At 55.8% G+C, this 18,310-nt stretch carries 17 protein-coding genes; 9 read left to right on the top strand and 8 right to left on the bottom strand.

Features of this window, described 5'->3' with window-relative positions; all coding sequences use genetic code 11:
• Positions 1 to 21 precede the first annotated feature (21 nt).
• The gene (locus ACQY4Z_RS21250; RefSeq protein ID WP_428524625.1) at positions 22 to 684 is read right to left on the bottom strand and encodes a L,D-transpeptidase; all 663 of its coding nucleotides are present in this window, start codon (positions 682 to 684) and stop codon (positions 22 to 24) included.
• Positions 685 to 972: 288 nt separating this feature from the next.
• Between ACQY4Z_RS21250 and ACQY4Z_RS21245 the strand changes: the two genes are divergently transcribed.
• The 8 genes from ACQY4Z_RS21245 (at position 973) to ACQY4Z_RS21210 (ending at position 8,711) form a co-directional block, all read left to right on the top strand.
• Positions 973 to 1,602, top strand: a complete 630-nt coding sequence (locus ACQY4Z_RS21245; RefSeq protein ID WP_428524623.1) for a glutathione S-transferase family protein — start codon at positions 973 to 975, stop codon at positions 1,600 to 1,602.
• A gap of 10 nt (positions 1,603 to 1,612) precedes the next feature.
• On the top strand, positions 1,613 to 2,506 hold the full coding sequence (locus tag ACQY4Z_RS21240; protein WP_428524621.1) for a LysR family transcriptional regulator: 894 nt from the start codon (positions 1,613 to 1,615) through the stop codon (positions 2,504 to 2,506).
• A gap of 189 nt (positions 2,507 to 2,695) precedes the next feature.
• Positions 2,696 to 3,883, top strand: a complete 1,188-nt coding sequence (locus ACQY4Z_RS21235; RefSeq protein ID WP_428524619.1) for a 2-aminoethylphosphonate--pyruvate transaminase — start codon at positions 2,696 to 2,698, stop codon at positions 3,881 to 3,883.
• 22 nt (positions 3,884 to 3,905) lie between these two features.
• On the top strand, positions 3,906 to 4,688 hold the full coding sequence (gene phnX, locus ACQY4Z_RS21230) for a phosphonoacetaldehyde hydrolase (RefSeq protein ID WP_428524617.1): 783 nt from the start codon (positions 3,906 to 3,908) through the stop codon (positions 4,686 to 4,688).
• On the top strand, positions 4,685 to 6,187 hold the full coding sequence (locus ACQY4Z_RS21225; protein ID WP_428524615.1) for a sulfatase-like hydrolase/transferase: 1,503 nt from the start codon (positions 4,685 to 4,687) through the stop codon (positions 6,185 to 6,187). Before phnX ends, ACQY4Z_RS21225 begins: the two co-directional genes overlap by 4 nt.
• A 93-nt stretch (positions 6,188 to 6,280) precedes the next feature.
• Positions 6,281 to 7,099, top strand: a complete 819-nt coding sequence (locus ACQY4Z_RS21220; protein ID WP_428524613.1) for a trypsin-like serine peptidase — start codon at positions 6,281 to 6,283, stop codon at positions 7,097 to 7,099.
• Between the two features lie 154 nt (positions 7,100 to 7,253).
• Positions 7,254 to 8,066, top strand: coding sequence for an NAD kinase (locus ACQY4Z_RS21215; RefSeq protein ID WP_428524611.1), 813 nt, complete (start codon positions 7,254 to 7,256; stop codon positions 8,064 to 8,066).
• Between the two features lie 117 nt (positions 8,067 to 8,183).
• Positions 8,184 to 8,711, top strand: coding sequence for an Hpt domain-containing protein (locus ACQY4Z_RS21210; RefSeq protein ID WP_428524609.1), 528 nt, complete (start codon positions 8,184 to 8,186; stop codon positions 8,709 to 8,711).
• A gap of 92 nt (positions 8,712 to 8,803) precedes the next feature.
• Here the strand turns inward: ACQY4Z_RS21210 and ACQY4Z_RS21205 are convergent, their stop codons facing one another.
• The 4 genes from ACQY4Z_RS21205 to ACQY4Z_RS21190 form a co-directional block, all read right to left on the bottom strand.
• Positions 8,804 to 9,964, bottom strand: a complete 1,161-nt coding sequence (locus ACQY4Z_RS21205) for a DUF2336 domain-containing protein (RefSeq protein ID WP_428524607.1) — start codon at positions 9,962 to 9,964, stop codon at positions 8,804 to 8,806.
• 109 nt (positions 9,965 to 10,073) lie between these two features.
• Positions 10,074 to 11,483, bottom strand: a complete 1,410-nt coding sequence (locus ACQY4Z_RS21200; protein ID WP_428524605.1) for a transglycosylase SLT domain-containing protein — start codon at positions 11,481 to 11,483, stop codon at positions 10,074 to 10,076.
• Positions 11,484 to 11,801: 318 nt separating this feature from the next.
• Positions 11,802 to 12,404 (bottom strand): flavin reductase family protein, encoded by a 603-nt coding sequence (locus ACQY4Z_RS21195; RefSeq protein ID WP_133946802.1) that lies wholly within the window; start codon positions 12,402 to 12,404, stop codon positions 11,802 to 11,804.
• A gap of 2 nt (positions 12,405 to 12,406) precedes the next feature.
• Positions 12,407 to 13,003 carry a nitroreductase family protein gene (locus ACQY4Z_RS21190; RefSeq protein ID WP_428524603.1) on the bottom strand — a complete coding sequence of 199 codons (597 nt, stop codon included), beginning with the start codon at positions 13,001 to 13,003 and terminating at the stop codon, positions 12,407 to 12,409.
• A gap of 180 nt (positions 13,004 to 13,183) precedes the next feature.
• On the opposite strand from ACQY4Z_RS21190, the gene ACQY4Z_RS21185 reads away from it, so the two are divergent.
• Positions 13,184 to 14,278, top strand: coding sequence for a hypothetical protein (locus ACQY4Z_RS21185; RefSeq protein WP_428524601.1), 1,095 nt, complete (start codon positions 13,184 to 13,186; stop codon positions 14,276 to 14,278).
• Positions 14,279 to 14,327: 49 nt separating this feature from the next.
• On the opposite strand, the gene ACQY4Z_RS21180 is transcribed toward ACQY4Z_RS21185, so the two are convergent.
• The 3 genes from ACQY4Z_RS21180 to ACQY4Z_RS21170 all read right to left on the bottom strand — a co-directional run bounded on the left by ACQY4Z_RS21180 (position 14,328) and on the right by ACQY4Z_RS21170 (position 18,193).
• Complete coding sequence (locus tag ACQY4Z_RS21180; RefSeq protein WP_428524599.1) at positions 14,328 to 15,170, bottom strand: lysophospholipid acyltransferase family protein; 843 nt, start codon at positions 15,168 to 15,170, stop codon at positions 14,328 to 14,330.
• Positions 15,171 to 15,340: 170 nt separating this feature from the next.
• Positions 15,341 to 17,323 carry a threonine--tRNA ligase gene (thrS, locus tag ACQY4Z_RS21175; RefSeq protein WP_428524597.1) on the bottom strand — a complete coding sequence of 661 codons (1,983 nt, stop codon included), beginning with the start codon at positions 17,321 to 17,323 and terminating at the stop codon, positions 15,341 to 15,343.
• A gap of 156 nt (positions 17,324 to 17,479) precedes the next feature.
• The gene (locus ACQY4Z_RS21170) at positions 17,480 to 18,193 is read right to left on the bottom strand and encodes a substrate-binding periplasmic protein (protein WP_428524595.1); all 714 of its coding nucleotides are present in this window, start codon (positions 18,191 to 18,193) and stop codon (positions 17,480 to 17,482) included.
• Positions 18,194 to 18,310 lie beyond the last annotated feature (117 nt).

Raw genomic sequence — 18,310 nt, 5'->3', positions numbered from 1 at the left:
TCTAACTGATAACAGAACACCTTAGCCCAGCACAATCACCTTGGTGCCCAGCTCGACGCGTTCATATAGATCGATGATATCCTGATGCCACATGCGGATGCAGCCGCTTGAAGCATTGGTACCGATGCTGCGGGGCTGATTGGTGCTGTGGATCCGATAAAGCGTGTCTTTGTTGCCTTGCCACAGATAAAGACCGCGCGCGCCGATCGGATTGCTCGGCCCGCCCTCCTGGCCGTCCCGGTACCGTTCCAGGTCCGGATCGCGTTCGATCATCTCATCGGGCGGAAACCATTTCGGCCACTCGCGCTTGAAGCGGATCACCGCCTCGCCATTCCAGGCAAACCCCGCCCTGCCAACCCCGATGCCGTACCGGATCGCCCGCCCGCCAGGCTGAACCAGATAGAGGAACTTGTTGTTCGGATCGACCACGATTGTTCCAACCGGATGTGAGGTCGGATAAAAAACCGTTTGGCGCAGGTATTTCGGATCAAACGTCTGATAATCGATCGGCGGCAGATTGAAACCACCATCGCGGACAGCAGCGTATGCCAGCGCGTAATTCGGCGTCCCATCAGACAAAGGCGTCAGACCAGCCTCAACAGTTGCGCTTTTCTTGCTCTGGCAAGCTGCCAGAGCGAGCGGAAGGCCGATGACAAAACTCCGGCGGGTAAACTTCAGCGCCATGCTCTCACATCCTTTCACCGGCACATTTCCGGTTTTCTGAAATCACCCAAAGTCACGTCAGACCTGGATGCTTTTTGAAAGACCGGCCGATGGATCCAACGTTAATTACCGAACCTGTTGCAGGAATGAATGCCAACATCATTATGGTAAACAGCCCCTTAACAACAACGCAATCTGACAAACAAACCAGTGACACACACGCCAATTTGATCATCAGGGTTGAAATCACCGCTATCCTGCTTTCTTGCTGTTCCCAACACATGCGATCCAGACATCCGGAGCCGACCCATGATTGACCTTTACACTTGGACCACCCCGAACGGCCGTAAGGTGTCGATCCTTTTGGAAGAGCTTGGCGTTGATTACACGTCCCATGCAATCGACATCACCAATGGTGATCAGATGGCACCGGAGTTTCTCGAGATCAGCCCAAACAACAAAATCCCGGCGATTGTGGATCGCGAGACTGGTCTGAAGCTTATGGAATCCGGGGCAATCATGATTTACCTCGCCGAGAAATACGGCAAGTTTCTCGCCCGGTCCGGAGAAGACCGGGCCCGGACGCTGGAATGGCTGATGTGGCAAATGGGCGGGTTTGGGCCGATGCTTGGCCAGGCGCATCATTTTGTGCATTTCAATCCGGACAAGTCCGACTATGCCAAGGAGCGCTATTCCAAAGAAGCGCGCCGGCTCTACGGCGTGCTCGACAAACAACTTCAAGGGCGCGATTTTATCGCGGGCGATTATTCGATAGCCGATATGGCATGCTGGCCTTGGGCATCGCGCTATGAATGGCAGGGCGTTAGTCTCTCCGATTTTCCGAATGTCCAGGCCTGGTATCAGCGCATAGCTGCACGTCCGGCCGTCCAGCGCGGATATCAAGTGCCGAAAGACATGGGACCGATTCCAGCCGGGTGAACAAGCAGAGATGGACGTTCCAAACCGCATTAAAAATCCGCTCAGCCTCAGTCAGTTGCGCGCTCTGGAAGCTGTTGTACGCCGGGGCAGTTTTTCTGCGGCCGCAAAGGAGATCGGTGTTTCTCAGCCGTCGATTTCCAACCATGTGCATGGATTGGAAAACCGCTTCAAGACCCGGCTGATCGCCAAATCCGGGTACTCAGTCTCCGCAACACCTGCGCTTGAGGCGCTCTTGCCGAAGATACGGGCGATCCTCGCTCTCACCAGCGATCTGGAATCGGAACTGCTTCATCAAAGGGAGCTGGGCGCTGGTGAGCTCAGGATCGGCTATTCGACCTACCAGCTGGCGATCCCAAAAATTTCGGCCTTTATGGCCCGTCATCCGGAAATATCTATTGAAGCCCGCGCCTTGGCCACCAGCGACATTCTGGACCTGTTTGACAACGGGGACATCGACATCGGCTTTGTGACCGGCCGGGAAATCCCGGCAGGTCTTGAGGGCGAACTTCTAGTCCAGACGCGCATCGTCATTGCCGCACGCGCCGACCATCCGCTGGCATCCAAAGGCGTCATCAGCTGGAAAGACCTGGAAACCCTTCCGTTGTTGCAGCGGGAAAGTTCATCCGGAACCCGCAAGATGTTCGAGGCAGCTGCCACTGTTGCCGGGATCAAACCCAAAACGATTCTTGCGCTCGGGTCCTGGGGGTCGATCGCCACCCTGATCCGGTCCGGCATCGGTGTCGGCATTGCAATGGAAGCTGAGATCACAGACCGGGATGGCTGTGTCGCAATCCCGATCGACAGTCCTTCCCTCATCGCGAACCATTATGTTGTCTGGCAAAAAGACATGGCAGGCGTTGCTGCAATAGAGGCATTCCGGGCGAGCTTGAACGCTACAGCCTAACCCGCTTGCCGACAGCGCCAGCATCAAGTCTATAACTAATAATTATAGACAAGACTATTTCATTAAACTGTTACGCGAAGAGAGTGTTAAAGGCGCACAGTCTCTGGAGATCCGCTCGGTTGGCACATGGAACCGAGAGGCGTCTTCAACTTTGTCTGTAGTTCATTTCACGCCCCAAAGGGACCACTCATGACCCAACACCCGACGGCCTTGCCAAAACCGAAATACGGCGAGCCCTATCTTTTGACCCCTGGGCCGCTCACCACATCGTTCGATGTCAAGGAAGCCATGTTGCGGGATTGGGGCAGTTGGGACGGCGATTTCAAGGCGATGACCGCCGAACTCCGGAAAGGCCTCATTTCTTTGTTGGGCGACGGTGGTGATGCCTATGACTGCGTCCCGATCCAGGGCAGCGGCACCTTTGCGGTCGAAGCCATGCTGGGCAGTTTCACGCCGAAGACCAAAAAGACCCTCATCCTGTCCAACGGTGCCTACGGCAAACGCGCAGTTGAAACGATGGCTTATCTTGGCCGCCCGGCTGAAGTACTGGACAAGGGTGACTATCTTCCGCCGCGTGGACCGGAAGTCGCCGCCCTTCTGAACGCGGATCCGGAGATCAGCCACGTGCTGATCGTCCATTGTGAGACAAGCTCTGGCATCCTCAACCCTTTGCAGGAAATTTCGGACGCCGTTGCCGCCGCGGGCAGAACCCTTTTGATCGATTCCATGTCGGCCTTCGGCGCCATACCCGTCGAGCCGTCAAAGCTCCGGTTTGCAGCAATGGTGTCATCTGCAAACAAATGCATCGAAGGCGTGCCAGGGTTCGGTTTTGTGATCGCACAAAGGGCCGAGCTCGAGGCTGCCAAAAGCAACAGCCATTCCATTAGCCTCGATGTACATGCCCAATGGGCACATCTGGAGAAAACCGGTCAATGGCGATTCACACCGCCAACTCATGTCGTCGCAGCGTTCATGGAGGCCTTGCGGGCGCACAAAGCCGAAGGCGGCGTTGCTGGTCGTGGTGCACGTTATGCCAAGAACAGGGACGTCTTGGTCAATGGCATGCGAGCACTCGGCTTCGAAACCCTGCTTGAAGCCGAATGGTTGTCGCCGATTATCGTCACCTTTTTCTGTCCGGCAGACCCCGCCTTCAGCTTCCCGCGGTTCTACGAGCTCATGAAAGCGCGCGGGTTCATCCTTTATCCCGGTAAACTGACTGTCGTTGACAGCTTCCGGGTCGGCTGCATTGGTCAGATGGACGAACATGTCATGCGCAGCGTAACCGCCGCCGCTTCTGACGTTTTGAAAGAAATGGGCGTTGAAAGCGCCACCCCACCTGCAGAAGCGCTCGCAGAGCGCGCAAAACTCGCCGCGTGAGCAAACACAAGAAAGAGAACCAATGAGCAAATTCAAAGCTGTCGTTTTCGACTGGGCCGGAACCATGATCGATTTCGGATCCTTCGCACCCATGGGGGTTTTTGTGAAAGCATTCGAAAAATTCGGCATCACTGCGAGCATTGATCAGGCCCGTGGCCCAATGGGCATGCCAAAGTGGGACCACATCCGGTCTATGATGAACGATCCGGACATTGCCGCTCAATGGCAGGCCAAATACGGCAGCGCCCCAACTGATGCCGATGTCGACAAGGTCTATGAGATCTTTGTACCGATGAATGAGGAAGTGGTCGCGGATTATGCCGACCTCGTTCCAGGCGCTCTCGATACGATCGCTTACCTGCGATCGAACAACGTAAAAATCGGCTCCACCACTGGATACACCCGGTCCATTATGGAGCGCGTTCTTCCAAGAGCTTCCGAACAGGGCTATGAGCCGGACAATCTGGTGTGTTCTGATGACCTGCCTGAGGGCCGTCCGGGGCCGCTCGGCATGTATCAGTGCTTTGTTGATCTTGTCGCCTATCCGCCCAGTGCCGTCATCAAGGTCGATGATACGGAGCCCGGCATTGCAGAAGGCGTGGCAGCAGGCTGCATCACAGTGGGCCTTGCACTTTCCGGCAATTTCGCCGGCAAGACGCCTGAAGAACTGGCAGCCCTGCCTGAGGCCGAGATCAATGCGATCCGTCAAGAAGCAACCGCCAAACTCAAGGACGCTGGCGCAGACTACGTGATCGATACCGTTGCCGATCTGCCCAAGCTGATGGACCAGATGGAAGCTGCATGACATCGCGTCCGAACATCCTTCTGATAACGGCCGATCAGTGGCGGGGTGATTGCCTCGGCGCTGTCGGTCATCCGGTGGTCAAGACCCCCAACCTAGATGCCTTTGCAGAAACGGCCACCGTTTTTGAGCAGCATTATGCGACGACTGCGCCCTGTTCTCCGGCCAGGGCCTCTCTCTACACCGGCCTCTATCAGATGAACCACCGGGTGATCTGGAACGGGGCTCCGCTGGACGACCGGTTCGACAACATTGCCCGCGCAGGACGAAGAGCCGGATATGTCCCGACTTTGTTCGGTTATACGGACACCTCGCTGGATCCACGGGTACATGATCCGAACGATCCGGCCCTCTCCACTTATGAGGGGGTTCTGCCCGGATTTTCTGTTCGTCAACCGCTGCCCGAAGATGACAAACCCTGGCGCTCCTGGCTGGCCACCCGCGGCCATGATCCGGCATCCTTCGACACCCTGCACCACGTTGAGCCGGAGGATGGCGAACTTATCTCTCGCAAGGCCCCGCGCTATTCCAAGGACGAAACGCAGACGGCCTTCCTAACGGACAGTTTTTTCAATTGGCTTGGCGAACAGGACCAAGGAAAGCCCTGGATGGCGCATATTTCATTCCTGCGCCCGCATCCACCGATCACCGTGCCCGAGCCTTATAATACGATGTACGATCCGGATGACGGACCTGAGTTCAAGGGCGCCGAAAGCGCATGGCAAGAAGCAGCGTTCCATCCCCTTGTTTCCGCCTTGCAAGAGTACCAGCATCTTTCCAGCCACATTCCAGGCGCCAATGGCCACGTGCGCGACCTGACCCGACACGATTTAAAGCGCCTTCGGGCGCTCTACTACGGCATGATCACAGAGGTTGACGCGCAGCTTGGCCGCATTTTCTCCACCATCGATCAGATCGCGGACGACACACTAATCATCTTCACCTCCGATCATGCAGAGATGATGGGCGATCACTGGATGCTCGGCAAAGGCGGGTTTTACAAAGAGAGTTATCACATCCCGCTCATGATCCGGGGACCGGGCATGGCCAAAGACAACAGGGTTTCCGCTTTTACTTCGGCCGCAGACATCTTCCCCACCCTTTTGGACGTTCTAGGTCTCGAGCCCAAACACAAACCTGACGGAAACAGCCTTGCCCCGTACCTTAGAGGCCAAACACCAACCGGCTGGCGGGATGCTGCGCTTTATGAGTTTGACTTCCGGCGCTTGTTGCAATTCTTTCCCGAAGACGTCCGCAAGAGCTGCCAGTCTGGCGGAGCCTCGGCTCTGACCCGCCTTGGAACCGATTGGCAATATGTTCACTTCAGCGGATTGCCCAATCTGTTGCTCTCAACAAACGATGAAACGGGTGGGATCAAGAACAAGGCTGACAGCGAACCGGTGGCTCTTATCCAAAACATGAATGCCCTCCTCTCCAGTCGCATGCGTCACAACGACGAAACGCTCGCTCGGACCATGGTGTGGGAGTATTATTCGAACTAGCAAAGCTTTCAGCGGTTGACTTTAGGCCGCGTTAAACCCGTTCAGCGACACTGCACGTATGACTCAGTTCAGGTTCGTCGGAGGCTTTAAAACGTGGCTGTCCCCAACGGGATTACATCAAGAAATGGAACAATGTGGCTCGCGGTCGCTTATGCGGCTGTGTTCGCACTATCTTGCCTCGCCCTTTCAGACACTGCTGTAGCAACAGAACCAGCTCTTAAGGTCATCGACAGCACGGACGCGCCATGGCCTTCCATTGGCCGGGTCAATGTGGCTGGCTACCGCACCACATCCATGTGTACCGGCACACTGATTGCGCCGAATATCGTGTTGACCGCAGCCCACTGTCTTTACAATAAGGCGACGCTGAAGAAGTTTCCGGAAGACGACATGTTCTTCATCGCTGGAGTCCGCCGAGACGAGTTTTCTGCGCGCCTGGAGGTGGCCTGCGCCTTGTCTGCCAAGGGCTATGCTCCGAAGAAGCAACCGAAACTGGCTGATGTGCATACCGATGTCGGGATCTTGATTTTGAAGGAAAGCGCCAAGCTGCCTGCCGTCCCGGCTCTGTCACCTGAGGATGCTGGCGTGTTGACTCAGGACACCCGGTTCGATTCAGCCGGCTATCGCCGCAGCCGCCGTTTTCTGCCAACCGTCGTTTCAGCCTGCCAGGTGATCGGCACCGTAGAAGACAGCTGGGTTACCAACTGCTCGTCGGAAAGCGGCGCATCGGGGGGACCTTTGCTGGTAAAAACACCGGATGGGCTCAGAGTGGCTGGTGTAATGTCTGCAAAAATCGACGATATCCGATCCGCAATCGTGCCCTTTTTCGAGTGGCAGGAACTTCTGGCCTCACCGGTTTGTCCGGCAAGCGGCGATTCAGCCCAAACGGCCTTGCGTCCCACAATTGACTGATAGTTTGGCCTCACCTTCGACTGCGAACCTGTTTCCCACCACCGGCACTTGCTAATTTTTCAAGGGCATGGCCTAGTCCTTAGATAGCTGGCGCCACAGCGCCGTGGCGGCATAAAATCCGTAAGACCACTCTCGTCCAGGCCCTTGTTGATCAATGAACCGTATTGTTTCTTCCCCGAAGCCGGACGATGCCAGCCAGATCACTGACAAGAAGCTTGCCTTTGTCTCCAGTGACACGGATGAGGCGAAGCACGCGCGGGAAACACTGGCGGCGCAATATGATGAAGTTCCGATCGCTGATGCCGATATCATAGTGGCACTGGGCGGTGATGGCCTGATGCTGGAAACCCTCTATGCACAGATGGGAACGAACAAGCCGATCTACGGTATGAATCGTGGTTCGGTCGGTTTCCTCATGAACGAGTACCGGGAAGATGGCCTGCGGGAACGTCTGGCCAAAGCGGACACCACGGCGATCTACCCGCTGGAGATGACCGCCACCGATGAAAATGGTGTTGAGCATTCCGCTCTCGCCATCAACGAAGTTTCCCTGCTCCGCCAAACATCGCAGGCTGCGCGCCTGAAAATTTCCGTCGATGGCCGCGTCCGGCTGGAAGAACTGATTTGCGACGGAATCATTGTGGCAACGCCTGCCGGCAGCACGGCTTATAACCTCTCCGCTCACGGTCCGATCCTACCAATCACAGCCCAGTTGCTAGCTTTGACCCCAATCAGCGCCTTCCGCCCGCGCCGTTGGCGCGGTGCGTTGCTTCCCGATTGGGCGGCGGTCGACATCGAAATTCTGGACCCGGAAAAACGGCCGGTCAGCGCGTCCGCGGATCACCGTGAGATCCGCAGGGTTACAAAAGTGTCGGTTCGGGAGTCCACGGAACAGGAAGGCCGGATCATGTTTGATGACGATCACGGCTGGGATGAGCGGATCCTGACGGAAATGTTCAGATACTAACGATGCTGACCGGCCATCTGCGAAAGACTTGGCGGCAGGAAAGACCCTGTTAAAGTTGTTTACGCATACTGGCGACCGTGAGTGATCGCTCACCGCAACGATGAGGACCCTGCCGCAATGGCTGAAACCGCTCCGGACCAAGACTACGAAATTCTGCAGCCGCCGACGGATCTGCGGAAAAAGGTCCGTGAACTGACACCCCGCGAGGCGCGCAAGTTTGATCCGGTAAAAGCTGCAGAAGCTGCTCTGCAAAGGATCGCTCCGCATTTCGGCAACTGGATGGAAAACGAAGCCCAAACGCTCGTGGGTGCCTGGGACTCCGTCAAAGCGGACGGCATTTCCTCCGAAACGATCGATGTGCTTTATCAATCGGCGCACAACATCAAGGGCCAGGCGCTAACACTGGGCTTTCCGCTCGTCGGCGACGTTGCTTCCAGCTTTTGTCACTTGCTGGAAAACATTCCAACGCCCAACGATCTGCCTGTAGGGCTGGCGGAAGGATTTGTTGAAGCAATCCGGGCGATGGTGATTGAAGGCGCGAAGGACACCGCCAACAAGACCGGTGTCGAGCTTTTGGAAACGCTGCGCACGGCGACAGACACCTATCTTGCCCAGTTCCCGTCCAACGACACAGGCGAGAACTAAGCGGACGCGATCAGCCGCAAGCCTGAATCACTACCCATCGTATGTTGGATCAGATTCGCGCTCCGTGCACCAATGCTGCCCGCCGTTGGCAATCAGGCAGCATTGACCGAACGAAGATCTCCGGCGCTCTTTTTCAGAACTGAGCGTGCCTCAAGGCGGGCGACATCAATCGCAAACCGGCGCAGGAAAGCGTTGATATCCTCATCCGCACCAAAAGCGCCGTCTTGCATTTCAGACAGCAACGCTTCGGTCAAAGCCCGCGCTTCTTCAAGGGCAAGGTCATAGCTGAAGTCAGCCTCAGCCTTGCGGGCAATGTCGATCGCAAGCAGGAACGCCTGGTGTGACCGGATTGGCAATCCGGCCTTTCTCAAAACGGCTTGAAGTGCCGCCCGGCGGACAGTCAGCAAAACCTTGCACAGGCGTGGCAGCGGCATGTTCCCAAGGTTTGCCAGAGCTGCTGCAAAAAAGCGTAGACGGCCGCAACAAACAGCCCGCAGCAGAAGACGCGTGTTCAATCGCCCGCTGGCCCGCAAGTGTTCCACGAATTCGGGAAGATCGTCATCTTTTGCCTCAAGCGCGAGGCGAAGGACGACTTTATCAATTGCATCGGAAAGGAACACATCGCGCTGATGCTCTGGAATACGCTCCAAAACAACGGGATGGTTTTCAAGGTTCTGCGCAAGCCCCATCAACAGCTCGTAGCGTACAGGAATTGGCAGATCGCCGAGTTTCAGCAACTGATCGCAGAGATCAGGGTGTTGCTCAAAGCGTTCGGCAAGCCGCACCAGAGAGGACTTCAAAACTATCGCCCCTGGATTTTTGAGCAAGGCCATACAGGCCGCTTCATCAGCAACTTCGCACATAGCCGCGCTGACACCAGCGGGAACAATTTCGCGCTCTGCGATGGCGCACTGCACTGCTGGGCTACCCTCGGCCAGAAGATCTACCAGTTCGGTTTCGTTCAAAAGCGGGGAGGACTTCAGAACAAGGACCGCGATCTCGTCAACGTCCTGCGCGAGAAAACGGATCACGTGTCCGGGTGCATGCACGCTCGCAGCCAATACCTGCGCGACGGTTTTGCGAACCGGCCGGCTCGGATCATCCAGAAGAACTGTAAGTGCTGCCGCCATGGTCTTCCGTTCCAGGCTACCCTCGTCGGCAGCCAAATAACGCTCTGCATAGGTTCGCGCCGCCTCGATATCGAGGCCCGCCTGATCAGTGTCGGTGAGGTGCAGAATGTCGTGAACGGTCATGCTCTTAACGTCAGTCCTGAATAGTCTTTGCACTATCCTGACATCAAAGACTTAACGATCCGTTCACCATAATTTTGACATGCCCCCGCCTGTCTTCGCCCCTTGGCATTTAGGCCGGAGGCAGCAAGTCTTTCTGCTCTTCTTGAGCCTTCAATCGAAGAAACCGTGTGAGGTCTAACGGACCACCTTGATTGACAAGGGCCAATTCCTGGGCAGCCACCTGAGTAGATGCTCCGGACACAGCGCTGTAGAGCGCAGCCTCTTCAACAGCCGCGAAGGCAGATGCAAACCTTGGATTGACGCCTGCCTGATCGGAACCCGGATCATTGCGGAACAGAGCTTCAAACGGGTTCGCGGTTTGGGCCGCCTGGAATGCTGACAAAACACGGCTTGCTGTTTGATCCGGAGACTGGTTGATGCTGGCATCGCGCGGATCGTCCGGATCAGGCCGGGGTGCAGCGGCAACTTGTTGTGCCGGCACTTGAAGTTCAGCCGGATCGCTCGCGCCCGGATCCACGGCCGCAACATTCTGCGGACGCGCATCGGGGACCGGTGCCTTCGCTACTGTTTCAGGCAGATCCAGAGGCAGCTCAGGCTGGACGGGCAATGCCGCCGCCGCCATTTGCACCGGTGCATTCGGCTTGGACCGCATTGCGAATTGCGCCGCCGGATCCCCTGCCAAATGGTCAAAGTCCTTCGGCTTTGCCTCTGCCATCATGCTCGGCGGCTGCGGCTTGGAGCGCATCGCGAACGCTGCAGCCGGATCACCGGCAAGATCATCAAACGGAACCGGTGCCGTTGCCGGCACTCCAGATGCCGGCTTCGCATTGGGTAGAGCCGCAACGTTCAACAGCTCGCCAGAGGTCCTAAGGTTTTTACGTCCGCCGGCTTCAGCAATCATGTTGACTGCATCATGCTTGGACACGATTACCTGATACACTTCTTCCATTGACCGGGCCTGGCCGTTGCGATGGTAGAAGATGGGTTTGTTGGCTCGCGCTTGTGCAGAAAATACCTGATCGGCCCGCATGTCCGGATTGGCAGCCGTTTTCTCAATTAGGCGGCTTGCACCATTCGCACCAAGGAAATGAGCCATATAGAGCTCGCCGTCCGTCGGCTCACGGCCAATCCGGCGCTCAAGATACTGCGCATTCTTCTGGGTCAAAGCACCCGCCATCACTGACGAGATCTCAGGATCCTTGCGCAGGTCAAGGATTTCCCGGCGCATCTGAGGATCGCTGACATAATACTTGCCGCTTTTTGACCGCTGAATATGGTCAGCGTATTTGTCCAACCCATGCTTTGGCCCGGCCTGTTTCATTGTTTCCAGCCAGGTGGACTCGATGAATTGGAACAAGCCTGTAGCACTCGATGTTTTTGCCTTGGCCGACGGATTAAATGAAGATTCCCGTGCGGCTGTTTTCACAAGATAGTCAAATGACGTTCCTGTAGATGTACTCGCAGACTGAAACGCAAGCTCGATCCTAGACGCGACCGAGGTAGTGTCAGCTACCCGCATGACTGGCCTCCTCGACGAAACTAATTATTACTTCGTTAACTTTCGCGCCAAAAAGGTTAACAAAACCTTAACAAGCCACAGGCGGGACCGATTCATTTATTAGAGAAACGAAAACCTATCGGCTCCTACGTAACTATGCCAATGCAATCTCAGGCATTTGTGGACTTTGGCTGTTTCCTGCGATTTTTCTTGGGAAAAAATTGCCGGGTTGGTCCGGAAATATTTGGGACAAATCAGTTGCTGGACGGAAAATTCATTGTTTCATAATGAGACAAGACGCTGATCACTGCAGCGCCTTGCCGATTCTTGGTCAGATACTCAAACTTTGGGACGGCCCATCTGAAATACTTCCGTCACCACAGCATAATCCATGTAGCCGAGGCGGGAGAGCGGCTTGTAACGGGTCACGTCCACCATGCCGTTGACGATTACATCATCGGAAATATGCACCCCGACCACCTGACCGAAGATGACCCAGCTGTTCGTATCGGTTCCGTCGAGACCTTTCATACGGATGGTCTGAAGATGCTTGCACTCTAGGGCAGTTGCCGCTTTGGCAACCCGCGGCACGCTAACGAGATTGGATTGAGCCATTTCCAAACCCGTCAACTCAAATTCAGATTTCTCGTGCGGCACGGCAGCCGAGGACAGGTTCATCTCGTCTTTCAGATCGTAGCTTGCCATGTTGCAGACGAACTCACCGGTCGCATCAATGTTGGCAGCGCTGTCTTTATAGTTTGAGGACGAGAACATCACGATCGGCGGCGTATCGCAGACACAGTTGAAGAAACTGTAGGGAGCAAGATTGGTTTTCCCATCCTTGTCAACGCTGGAAATCCAACCGATCGGCCGCGGTGCGATGATCGCCTTAAAGGGATTGTGCGGTAGTCCGTGATCGTTTTTTTCTGTTTCGTAGAACATGTTCAGTCCGTTTCCGTCCAGTTGGAAGTTATTTCGGAAAGATCCGGCCGCGGACGTTCAACGGGCGGCTGCGTGGCTGTTCCGATATGAATAAAACCTGCAAACCGCTCACCGTCTTGAAGACCGAGATAACGTCCCGCCTCTTCGTCAAAGGCATACCACTCCGTCAACCATTGTGAGGCAAAGCCAGCAGCAGCGGCTGCAGAAACAAGGGTCATGCAAACGGCGCCGGCAGAAAGCTGCTGTTCCCAGATCGGTATTTTCGGGTGCTCTGCGGCCTGGCTTACGACACCGACAACCACAGGCGCGCGCGTAAACCGAGTCCGTTCCTTGTCGGTCTGGGCTTCATCAAGCGGTCCGTTCTTTCTGGCATAAAGCTCTGAAAGAAAGGCCCCGATCTTTTCGCCCTGCGATGCCTGATAAGTGATGAAGCGCCAAGGCACGAGCTTTCCGTGATCCGGAACGCGCGCGGCAATGGTCAATAGATCTATGAGCTGATCATCATCCGGGCCAGGCGCCGACATGGTGACAGATGGGTGTGACCGGCGGGTCCGCAAAAACTCCAAGGTCTGGGGTGATCCCCTGCCAAACTCGGACATTCCGTCTGCCTTTCCGCAGATAGTTTCATTTGCAACTATCTACCTAATTGATTGTTGGGATTTGTCAACTGCACTCTTCAGGTCTTGAATTCGCCAAATTTTAAGGTCCATTACAAGAAACAGGCTGGAAGGTACCGCTGACCAGATGACATCGCTTGGCCAAAACGATAATAAGTGGGCATGCAGAATCCAACGACTTTGTTGAACCGGATCAAAGACACGCGCACCAAGGTGCAGCGGTTTGTCATGACTGCGCTCTGCGCGGCGCTGATTTCAGCGCTACCTGGCACAGCACAGGCCCAAACCAGTGCGCCGATGCCGCCTGCCATGAAGCCGGATCCAAACGCACCGTCCGCGGCGTCTCAAGAACCCATTCAGAATCTTCTCGACCGCGAACCGGAACCCTTGTTTTCGGACAATACGCTGGTTCCTTACGCGCCCGCATCCGGCGGCATTCAAGGAACGGCCGACGGACTGGATGGCGGCGCACTTTATCTCATGGCAAAGCTGACACGGGACAGCCAACCGCTGAACGACAACCTCATTTGGCGCATCTACTCCGAAACGACCAACGCCGATGGCCGGCTTCAGTTGATTGCCACGTCGAAAGGCGGGGATGCCGAATTCCGTTTGGATCCGGGTGCATACATGATCCACACCTCCTACGGCTATGCGCAGGCTACCAACCGGATCGTGATCGGCAAGGAAGTCCTATCAAAGATGGTGACGTTGAACGCCGGCGGCATCAAATTCGACGCCACGCTGCCGGACGGTGCGCCATTGGAGAGCGGCCCGGTGACGTTCGACATTTACAGCCGGGAATTCGATCAGCGCGGCGAACGGGATCTGATCGCCAGCAGCGTGAAGCCTGGTTCGATCATCCGGTTGAACGCAGACACTTACCACATAGTTAGCCGATACGGGGATGCGAACGCCGAAATCCGCGCCGACATCCAGGTCCTTCCGGGCAAGCTCACCGAAGCCACAATTTTCCACAAAGCGGCCGACATCACGCTGAAGCTTGTCAATGAACGCGGCGGTGAAGCGATCGCCAACACCACCTGGTCGGTTTTGTCACCAGGCGGTGATGTGGTCGTCGAAGCCACCGGCGCGTTTCCTGACTTTGTTCTTGCGGCGGGTGAATATGAGGCAGTAGCCCGCAACAACGGAAAGACTTACCTTCATACGTTCACGGTTGAGCCGGGTGCAGACCGGGAAGTGGAAGTGGTCTCTTCGATCAGCGAATTGGTCAGCGGATCATCAAGGGCGAACTGATCGCCCTTAAAGATTTCAGTATTTTGCAAGAAAGCAAAGCAACCGCCGGTCAATGGCGGCTGAGCAGCCGTTCTTTTTGTTCGGCCGGTGCCATTTCCATCACTTTAGACTGCAGGAAGTCCATGACTTCCTTTTGGTCCTTGAAACCGGAGATGGTTTCATAAGGGATCGGCGCCCCTGCCCTGGCCCGTATTGCCTGTCCGAGTGTCCGGCGAAACTCGCGGACATAAAGCGAAAGACGAAGGGTCAGCGAGAAACGGCTGACCAGATGGAACAACCAGGAATTCTGGCCTTCAAAGTGGATCGGCAAGACGGTCGCTTTGGAGGAGCGGATCATCTTCGCCGTAAAGGTTTTCCATGGCAGTTCTTCAGCACGGCCGAACGGCTTTTGTGCCGTTGCCACACCGCCACCTGGAAATACGATAATCGTTGTGCCCGCTTCCAGAAGCTTCAGCGCCTCCTTGCGGGTCGCCATGTTGGTCTTGAGCGCTTCCTTGGTTTCCTCAAAATCGACCGGCAAGGAAAATGGCCGGATCTCAGGAACCTTGAGCAACTCGTTGTTGATCATGATCTTAAACGGACGGCCGAGCTGCTCGGCAAGGGACAGAATCGCCAGACCATCGCCAATGCCATACGGGTGGTTCGCGATCAGAACCAAAGGCCCATCCGGCACATCCTTGGGCGGCCACTCTCCGCTGTCCACCGAGACACGAATGTTGATAAGACGCAGAAGTTCGCTCCACATGTAATCTGTGGTCACGATGGACTGTTTCCAGATCTCGTAAAGATCAAGAAGCTTCCGGCGCCCTGACAGGCGTTCAATCGACCGGATCACCATACGCTTAAGCGGATGGTGATCTGGGTTGGCGTAGCTGAATTCTGCGTAATCCACGATAAGCCGACTTCGTTTGTTACATTGTTTGTACCCGCTGCCCGCGTCCGGACCAGCGGAATTGAAACGCTCTAACAGACTCTCTGTTGCAGCCTTATGACATCACACTGCCCTTAAGTAAGGGCAGTGTGCAAGCTGGCATTTTTTCCGTTAACAAAACGGAAGTTTGATCATTTCAGATCCGGCGGCGTCGCTTCTTCGACAAATGCGGCCACCGCTTCGTCCAATCCCATCGGCGTCTGGTTCTTGGAACCAAGACGGCGTATGTTGACCGTACGCTCTTCCGCTTCCCGCATGCCGCAGACCAGGATGACTGGAACCTTGGCTAGCGAGTGCTCGCGGACCTTGTAGTTGATCTTCTCGTTGCGGAAGTCGGTTTCAACCTTCAGCCCCTTGGACTTCAGAAGATCGGCCACTTCCTGACCATATGAATCTGCTTCAGACGTAATGGTCGCAACAACGATCTGCAAGGGTGCGAACCACAGCGGGAAATGCCCGGCGTAGTTCTCGATCAAGATCCCAAGGAACCGCTCCATGGAGCCACAGATGGCCCGGTGGATCATTACCGGCGTTTTCTTTTCGCCGTTGTGATCAACATAAAACGCACCAAAGCGTTCCGGCAGGTTGAAGTCTACCTGGGTTGTGCCGCACTGCCACTCCCGGCCAATTGCATCCCGAAGCGTGTATTCGAACTTAGGTCCGTAGAACGCGCCCTCGCCCGGCAAGATGTCCGTCTTCACGCGGCCGTCTGATTGCTCTTCGATCTGCTTCAGGACATCGGACATGATGCCTTCTGCATGATCCCAGTTTTCATCGGAACCAACGCGTTTTTCCGGCCGTGTCGACAGTTTGACGACGATCTCTTCAAAGCCGAAATCCTTGTAGACCGACAGAATGAGATCGTTGATCTTCAAGCATTCGTCAGCCATCTGCTCTTCGGTGCAGAAGACGTGGGCATCATCCTGGGTAAAGCCGCGCACGCGCATCAAGCCGTGCAAGGCGCCTGACGGCTCATAGCGGTGAACAACGCCGAATTCGGACAAGCGCATCGGCAGGTCGCGGTAGCTCTTCAAACCGTGCTTGAAGATCTGAACGTGGCCCGGGCAGTTCATCGGCTTAAGCGCGTAGACGCGATCGTCCTCGCTCTCCGGATCCGCGCTCTGAACGGCGAACATGTTCTCCTTGTACCAGCCCCAGTGGCCGGAGGTTTCCCAGAGCGAAGTATGCAGGACTTGCGGTGCGTTCACCTCGTCATACGTCCCGCGCAAACGGCGGCGCTTATAGGCAATCAGGTTCTGGAACATGTCCCAGCCCTTCGGATGCCAAAAAACGACGCCCGGTCCTTCTTCCTGGAAATGGAACAGGTCCATTTCGCGACCAAGTTTGCGGTGATCGCGCTTTTCCGCTTCCTCCAGCATGTGAAGGTAGCCTTTCAGCTCCTTCTCATTGTGCCAGGCTGTCGCATAGATGCGGGTCAGCATTTCATTGTTGCTGTCCCCGCGCCAATAGGCACCGGCCACCTTCATCAGCTTGAAGGCGTCGCCAATCTGCTTGGTGGAAACCATGTGCGGGCCACGGCAGAGATCCAGCCACTGGCCCTGCTTGTAGATCTTGATTTCCTGGTCTTCCGGGATCGCATCGACAAGCTCGACTTTGTAGTGCTCACCCTTGGCGGCAAAATAGGTCTTGGCTTCTTCGCGGGTCCAGATTTCCTTTGTGAATTGCGCGCCGCGCGCGATGATTTCGCGCATCTTCTTTTCGATGATCGGCAGCTCTTCCGGGTTAAACGGCCAGTCAGACCCGGCATTGGCCGATCCTTCCGGGTGAACCCGCTTGAAGTCATAGTAAAAGCCGTTTTCGATCACAGGGCCGATGGTCACCTGCGTACCCGGCCACAACTCCTGAACAGCTTCCGCCATAACATGAGCTGCATCGTGCCGGATCAACTCCAGCGCGCGCGGGTCTTCCCGGGTCACGATCTCGATATTGGCGTCCGCGTCGATGGGATCGGTGAGGTCTTTCAATTCCCCGTCAAGGGTCATCGCGACAGCCTTTTTGGCCAGCGATTTGGAAATACCGGTCGCCACGTCGAGACCGGAAGTCCCAGCTTCATAGGCGCGCACGGAATTGTCGGGGAAGGTCAATTGAATCATGTCAGTCTCCTGCTCACTCCTGCACACACAGCAGGTAAGCGATGTCTTTGGTCTTGAGATGTGTGCTGATACGGGATTCAGCCTGAAACGGCAACCTTTTCCGAAACCGACGAGATGATCGTCTGGGTCGATCCGCAGAAACGGGCTGACAGTCACCTATCCGTTCGGCGGATCAGCCTTCTTAATTGCAGCCCACTCGCCGTCGTTGATCATGGCCCGGAAAGCTGAGTTGATCATTTCGGCCTGCAGCGCGCCGCACTCCGTTTTGGCGAACAGGATCCAGACGCTGAGTTCATTGATCGGGCTGGTTTCATCGTAAACGATGTTGTCGACACCTGCTTCCGCAATTGCCCTCAGGCCGGATTGCTCTTCGATGATCGACCCGTCCAGACGACCCGCGGACAACATTCTGATATTGTCCAGATCCGAGTTTGGCTCGCGGCTGAAGTCGATTTCATCGTTGGCCGTTAGCGATTTCGGATAGGCGTATTGGGCAGTCAAGCCGATCCGGAGGCCTTCCAGATCAGAAACACTCGACGGCACCGAGCCACCCTTTCGAACAAACGCAAAGTCGCGCTTCGTTAGAATTGGCAGTGATTTGTAGGACGCGACATCCGCGCCAGCACTGGAATGGGGCATCAGCGCGTCGACCACCCCCATCTGAAACAATCCAAGCGCGCGTTTTTTCGGATAAAGCCTGATGTCCAAAGCCAAGTCCGCACGCTTTGCCGCGGACTGCAATAAAACGACGAACTCCCCTTCGCTCTCATTCTCAACAAAATGCGGAATCTCGGCGGCTGCAACGGTCATCTTGTTACAGCCATCTGCAGCAAGAGAGCCCGGCGCCAGCAGGAACGTTAGGCTCAACATTCCCGAGACTGTGAAAAACGATTTGAACCTATTCAGCAAAACACTGTGCCTTTGAGCGGCAAGCCAGCCTGGACTTGCCAGAGAGTTCCCTGATCGCGGGCGAAATCAAAAACATCT

The organism is Roseibium sp., from assembly GCF_965276855.1.
Lineage (GTDB): Bacteria > Pseudomonadota > Alphaproteobacteria > Rhizobiales > Stappiaceae > Roseibium.
The sequence above is the reverse complement of the archived record's forward strand: the minus strand, read 5'-3'. Positions and strand labels throughout refer to the sequence as shown.

Bases quoted from the DNA above. Each gene is read 5' to 3' on its own strand.
- ACQY4Z_RS21250 (WP_428524625.1), bottom strand. From the start codon at position 684: ATGGCGCTGAAGTTTACCCGCCGGAGTTTTGTCATCGGCCTTCCGCTC.
- ACQY4Z_RS21245 (WP_428524623.1), top strand. From the start codon at position 973: ATGATTGACCTTTACACTTGGACCACCCCGAACGGCCGTAAGGTGTCG.
- ACQY4Z_RS21240 (WP_428524621.1), top strand. From the start codon at position 1,613: ATGGACGTTCCAAACCGCATTAAAAATCCGCTCAGCCTCAGTCAGTTG.
- ACQY4Z_RS21235 (WP_428524619.1), top strand. From the start codon at position 2,696: ATGACCCAACACCCGACGGCCTTGCCAAAACCGAAATACGGCGAGCCC.
- phnX (WP_428524617.1), top strand. From the start codon at position 3,906: ATGAGCAAATTCAAAGCTGTCGTTTTCGACTGGGCCGGAACCATGATC.
- ACQY4Z_RS21225 (WP_428524615.1), top strand. From the start codon at position 4,685: ATGACATCGCGTCCGAACATCCTTCTGATAACGGCCGATCAGTGGCGG.
- ACQY4Z_RS21215 (WP_428524611.1), top strand. From the start codon at position 7,254: ATGAACCGTATTGTTTCTTCCCCGAAGCCGGACGATGCCAGCCAGATC.
- ACQY4Z_RS21210 (WP_428524609.1), top strand. From the start codon at position 8,184: ATGGCTGAAACCGCTCCGGACCAAGACTACGAAATTCTGCAGCCGCCG.
- ACQY4Z_RS21205 (WP_428524607.1), bottom strand. From the start codon at position 9,964: ATGACCGTTCACGACATTCTGCACCTCACCGACACTGATCAGGCGGGC.
- ACQY4Z_RS21200 (WP_428524605.1), bottom strand. From the start codon at position 11,483: ATGCGGGTAGCTGACACTACCTCGGTCGCGTCTAGGATCGAGCTTGCG.
- ACQY4Z_RS21195 (WP_133946802.1), bottom strand. From the start codon at position 12,404: ATGTTCTACGAAACAGAAAAAAACGATCACGGACTACCGCACAATCCC.
- ACQY4Z_RS21190 (WP_428524603.1), bottom strand. From the start codon at position 13,003: ATGTCCGAGTTTGGCAGGGGATCACCCCAGACCTTGGAGTTTTTGCGG.
- ACQY4Z_RS21185 (WP_428524601.1), top strand. From the start codon at position 13,184: ATGCAGAATCCAACGACTTTGTTGAACCGGATCAAAGACACGCGCACC.
- thrS (WP_428524597.1), bottom strand. From the start codon at position 17,323: ATGATTCAATTGACCTTCCCCGACAATTCCGTGCGCGCCTATGAAGCT.
- ACQY4Z_RS21170 (WP_428524595.1), bottom strand. From the start codon at position 18,193: ATGTTGAGCCTAACGTTCCTGCTGGCGCCGGGCTCTCTTGCTGCAGAT.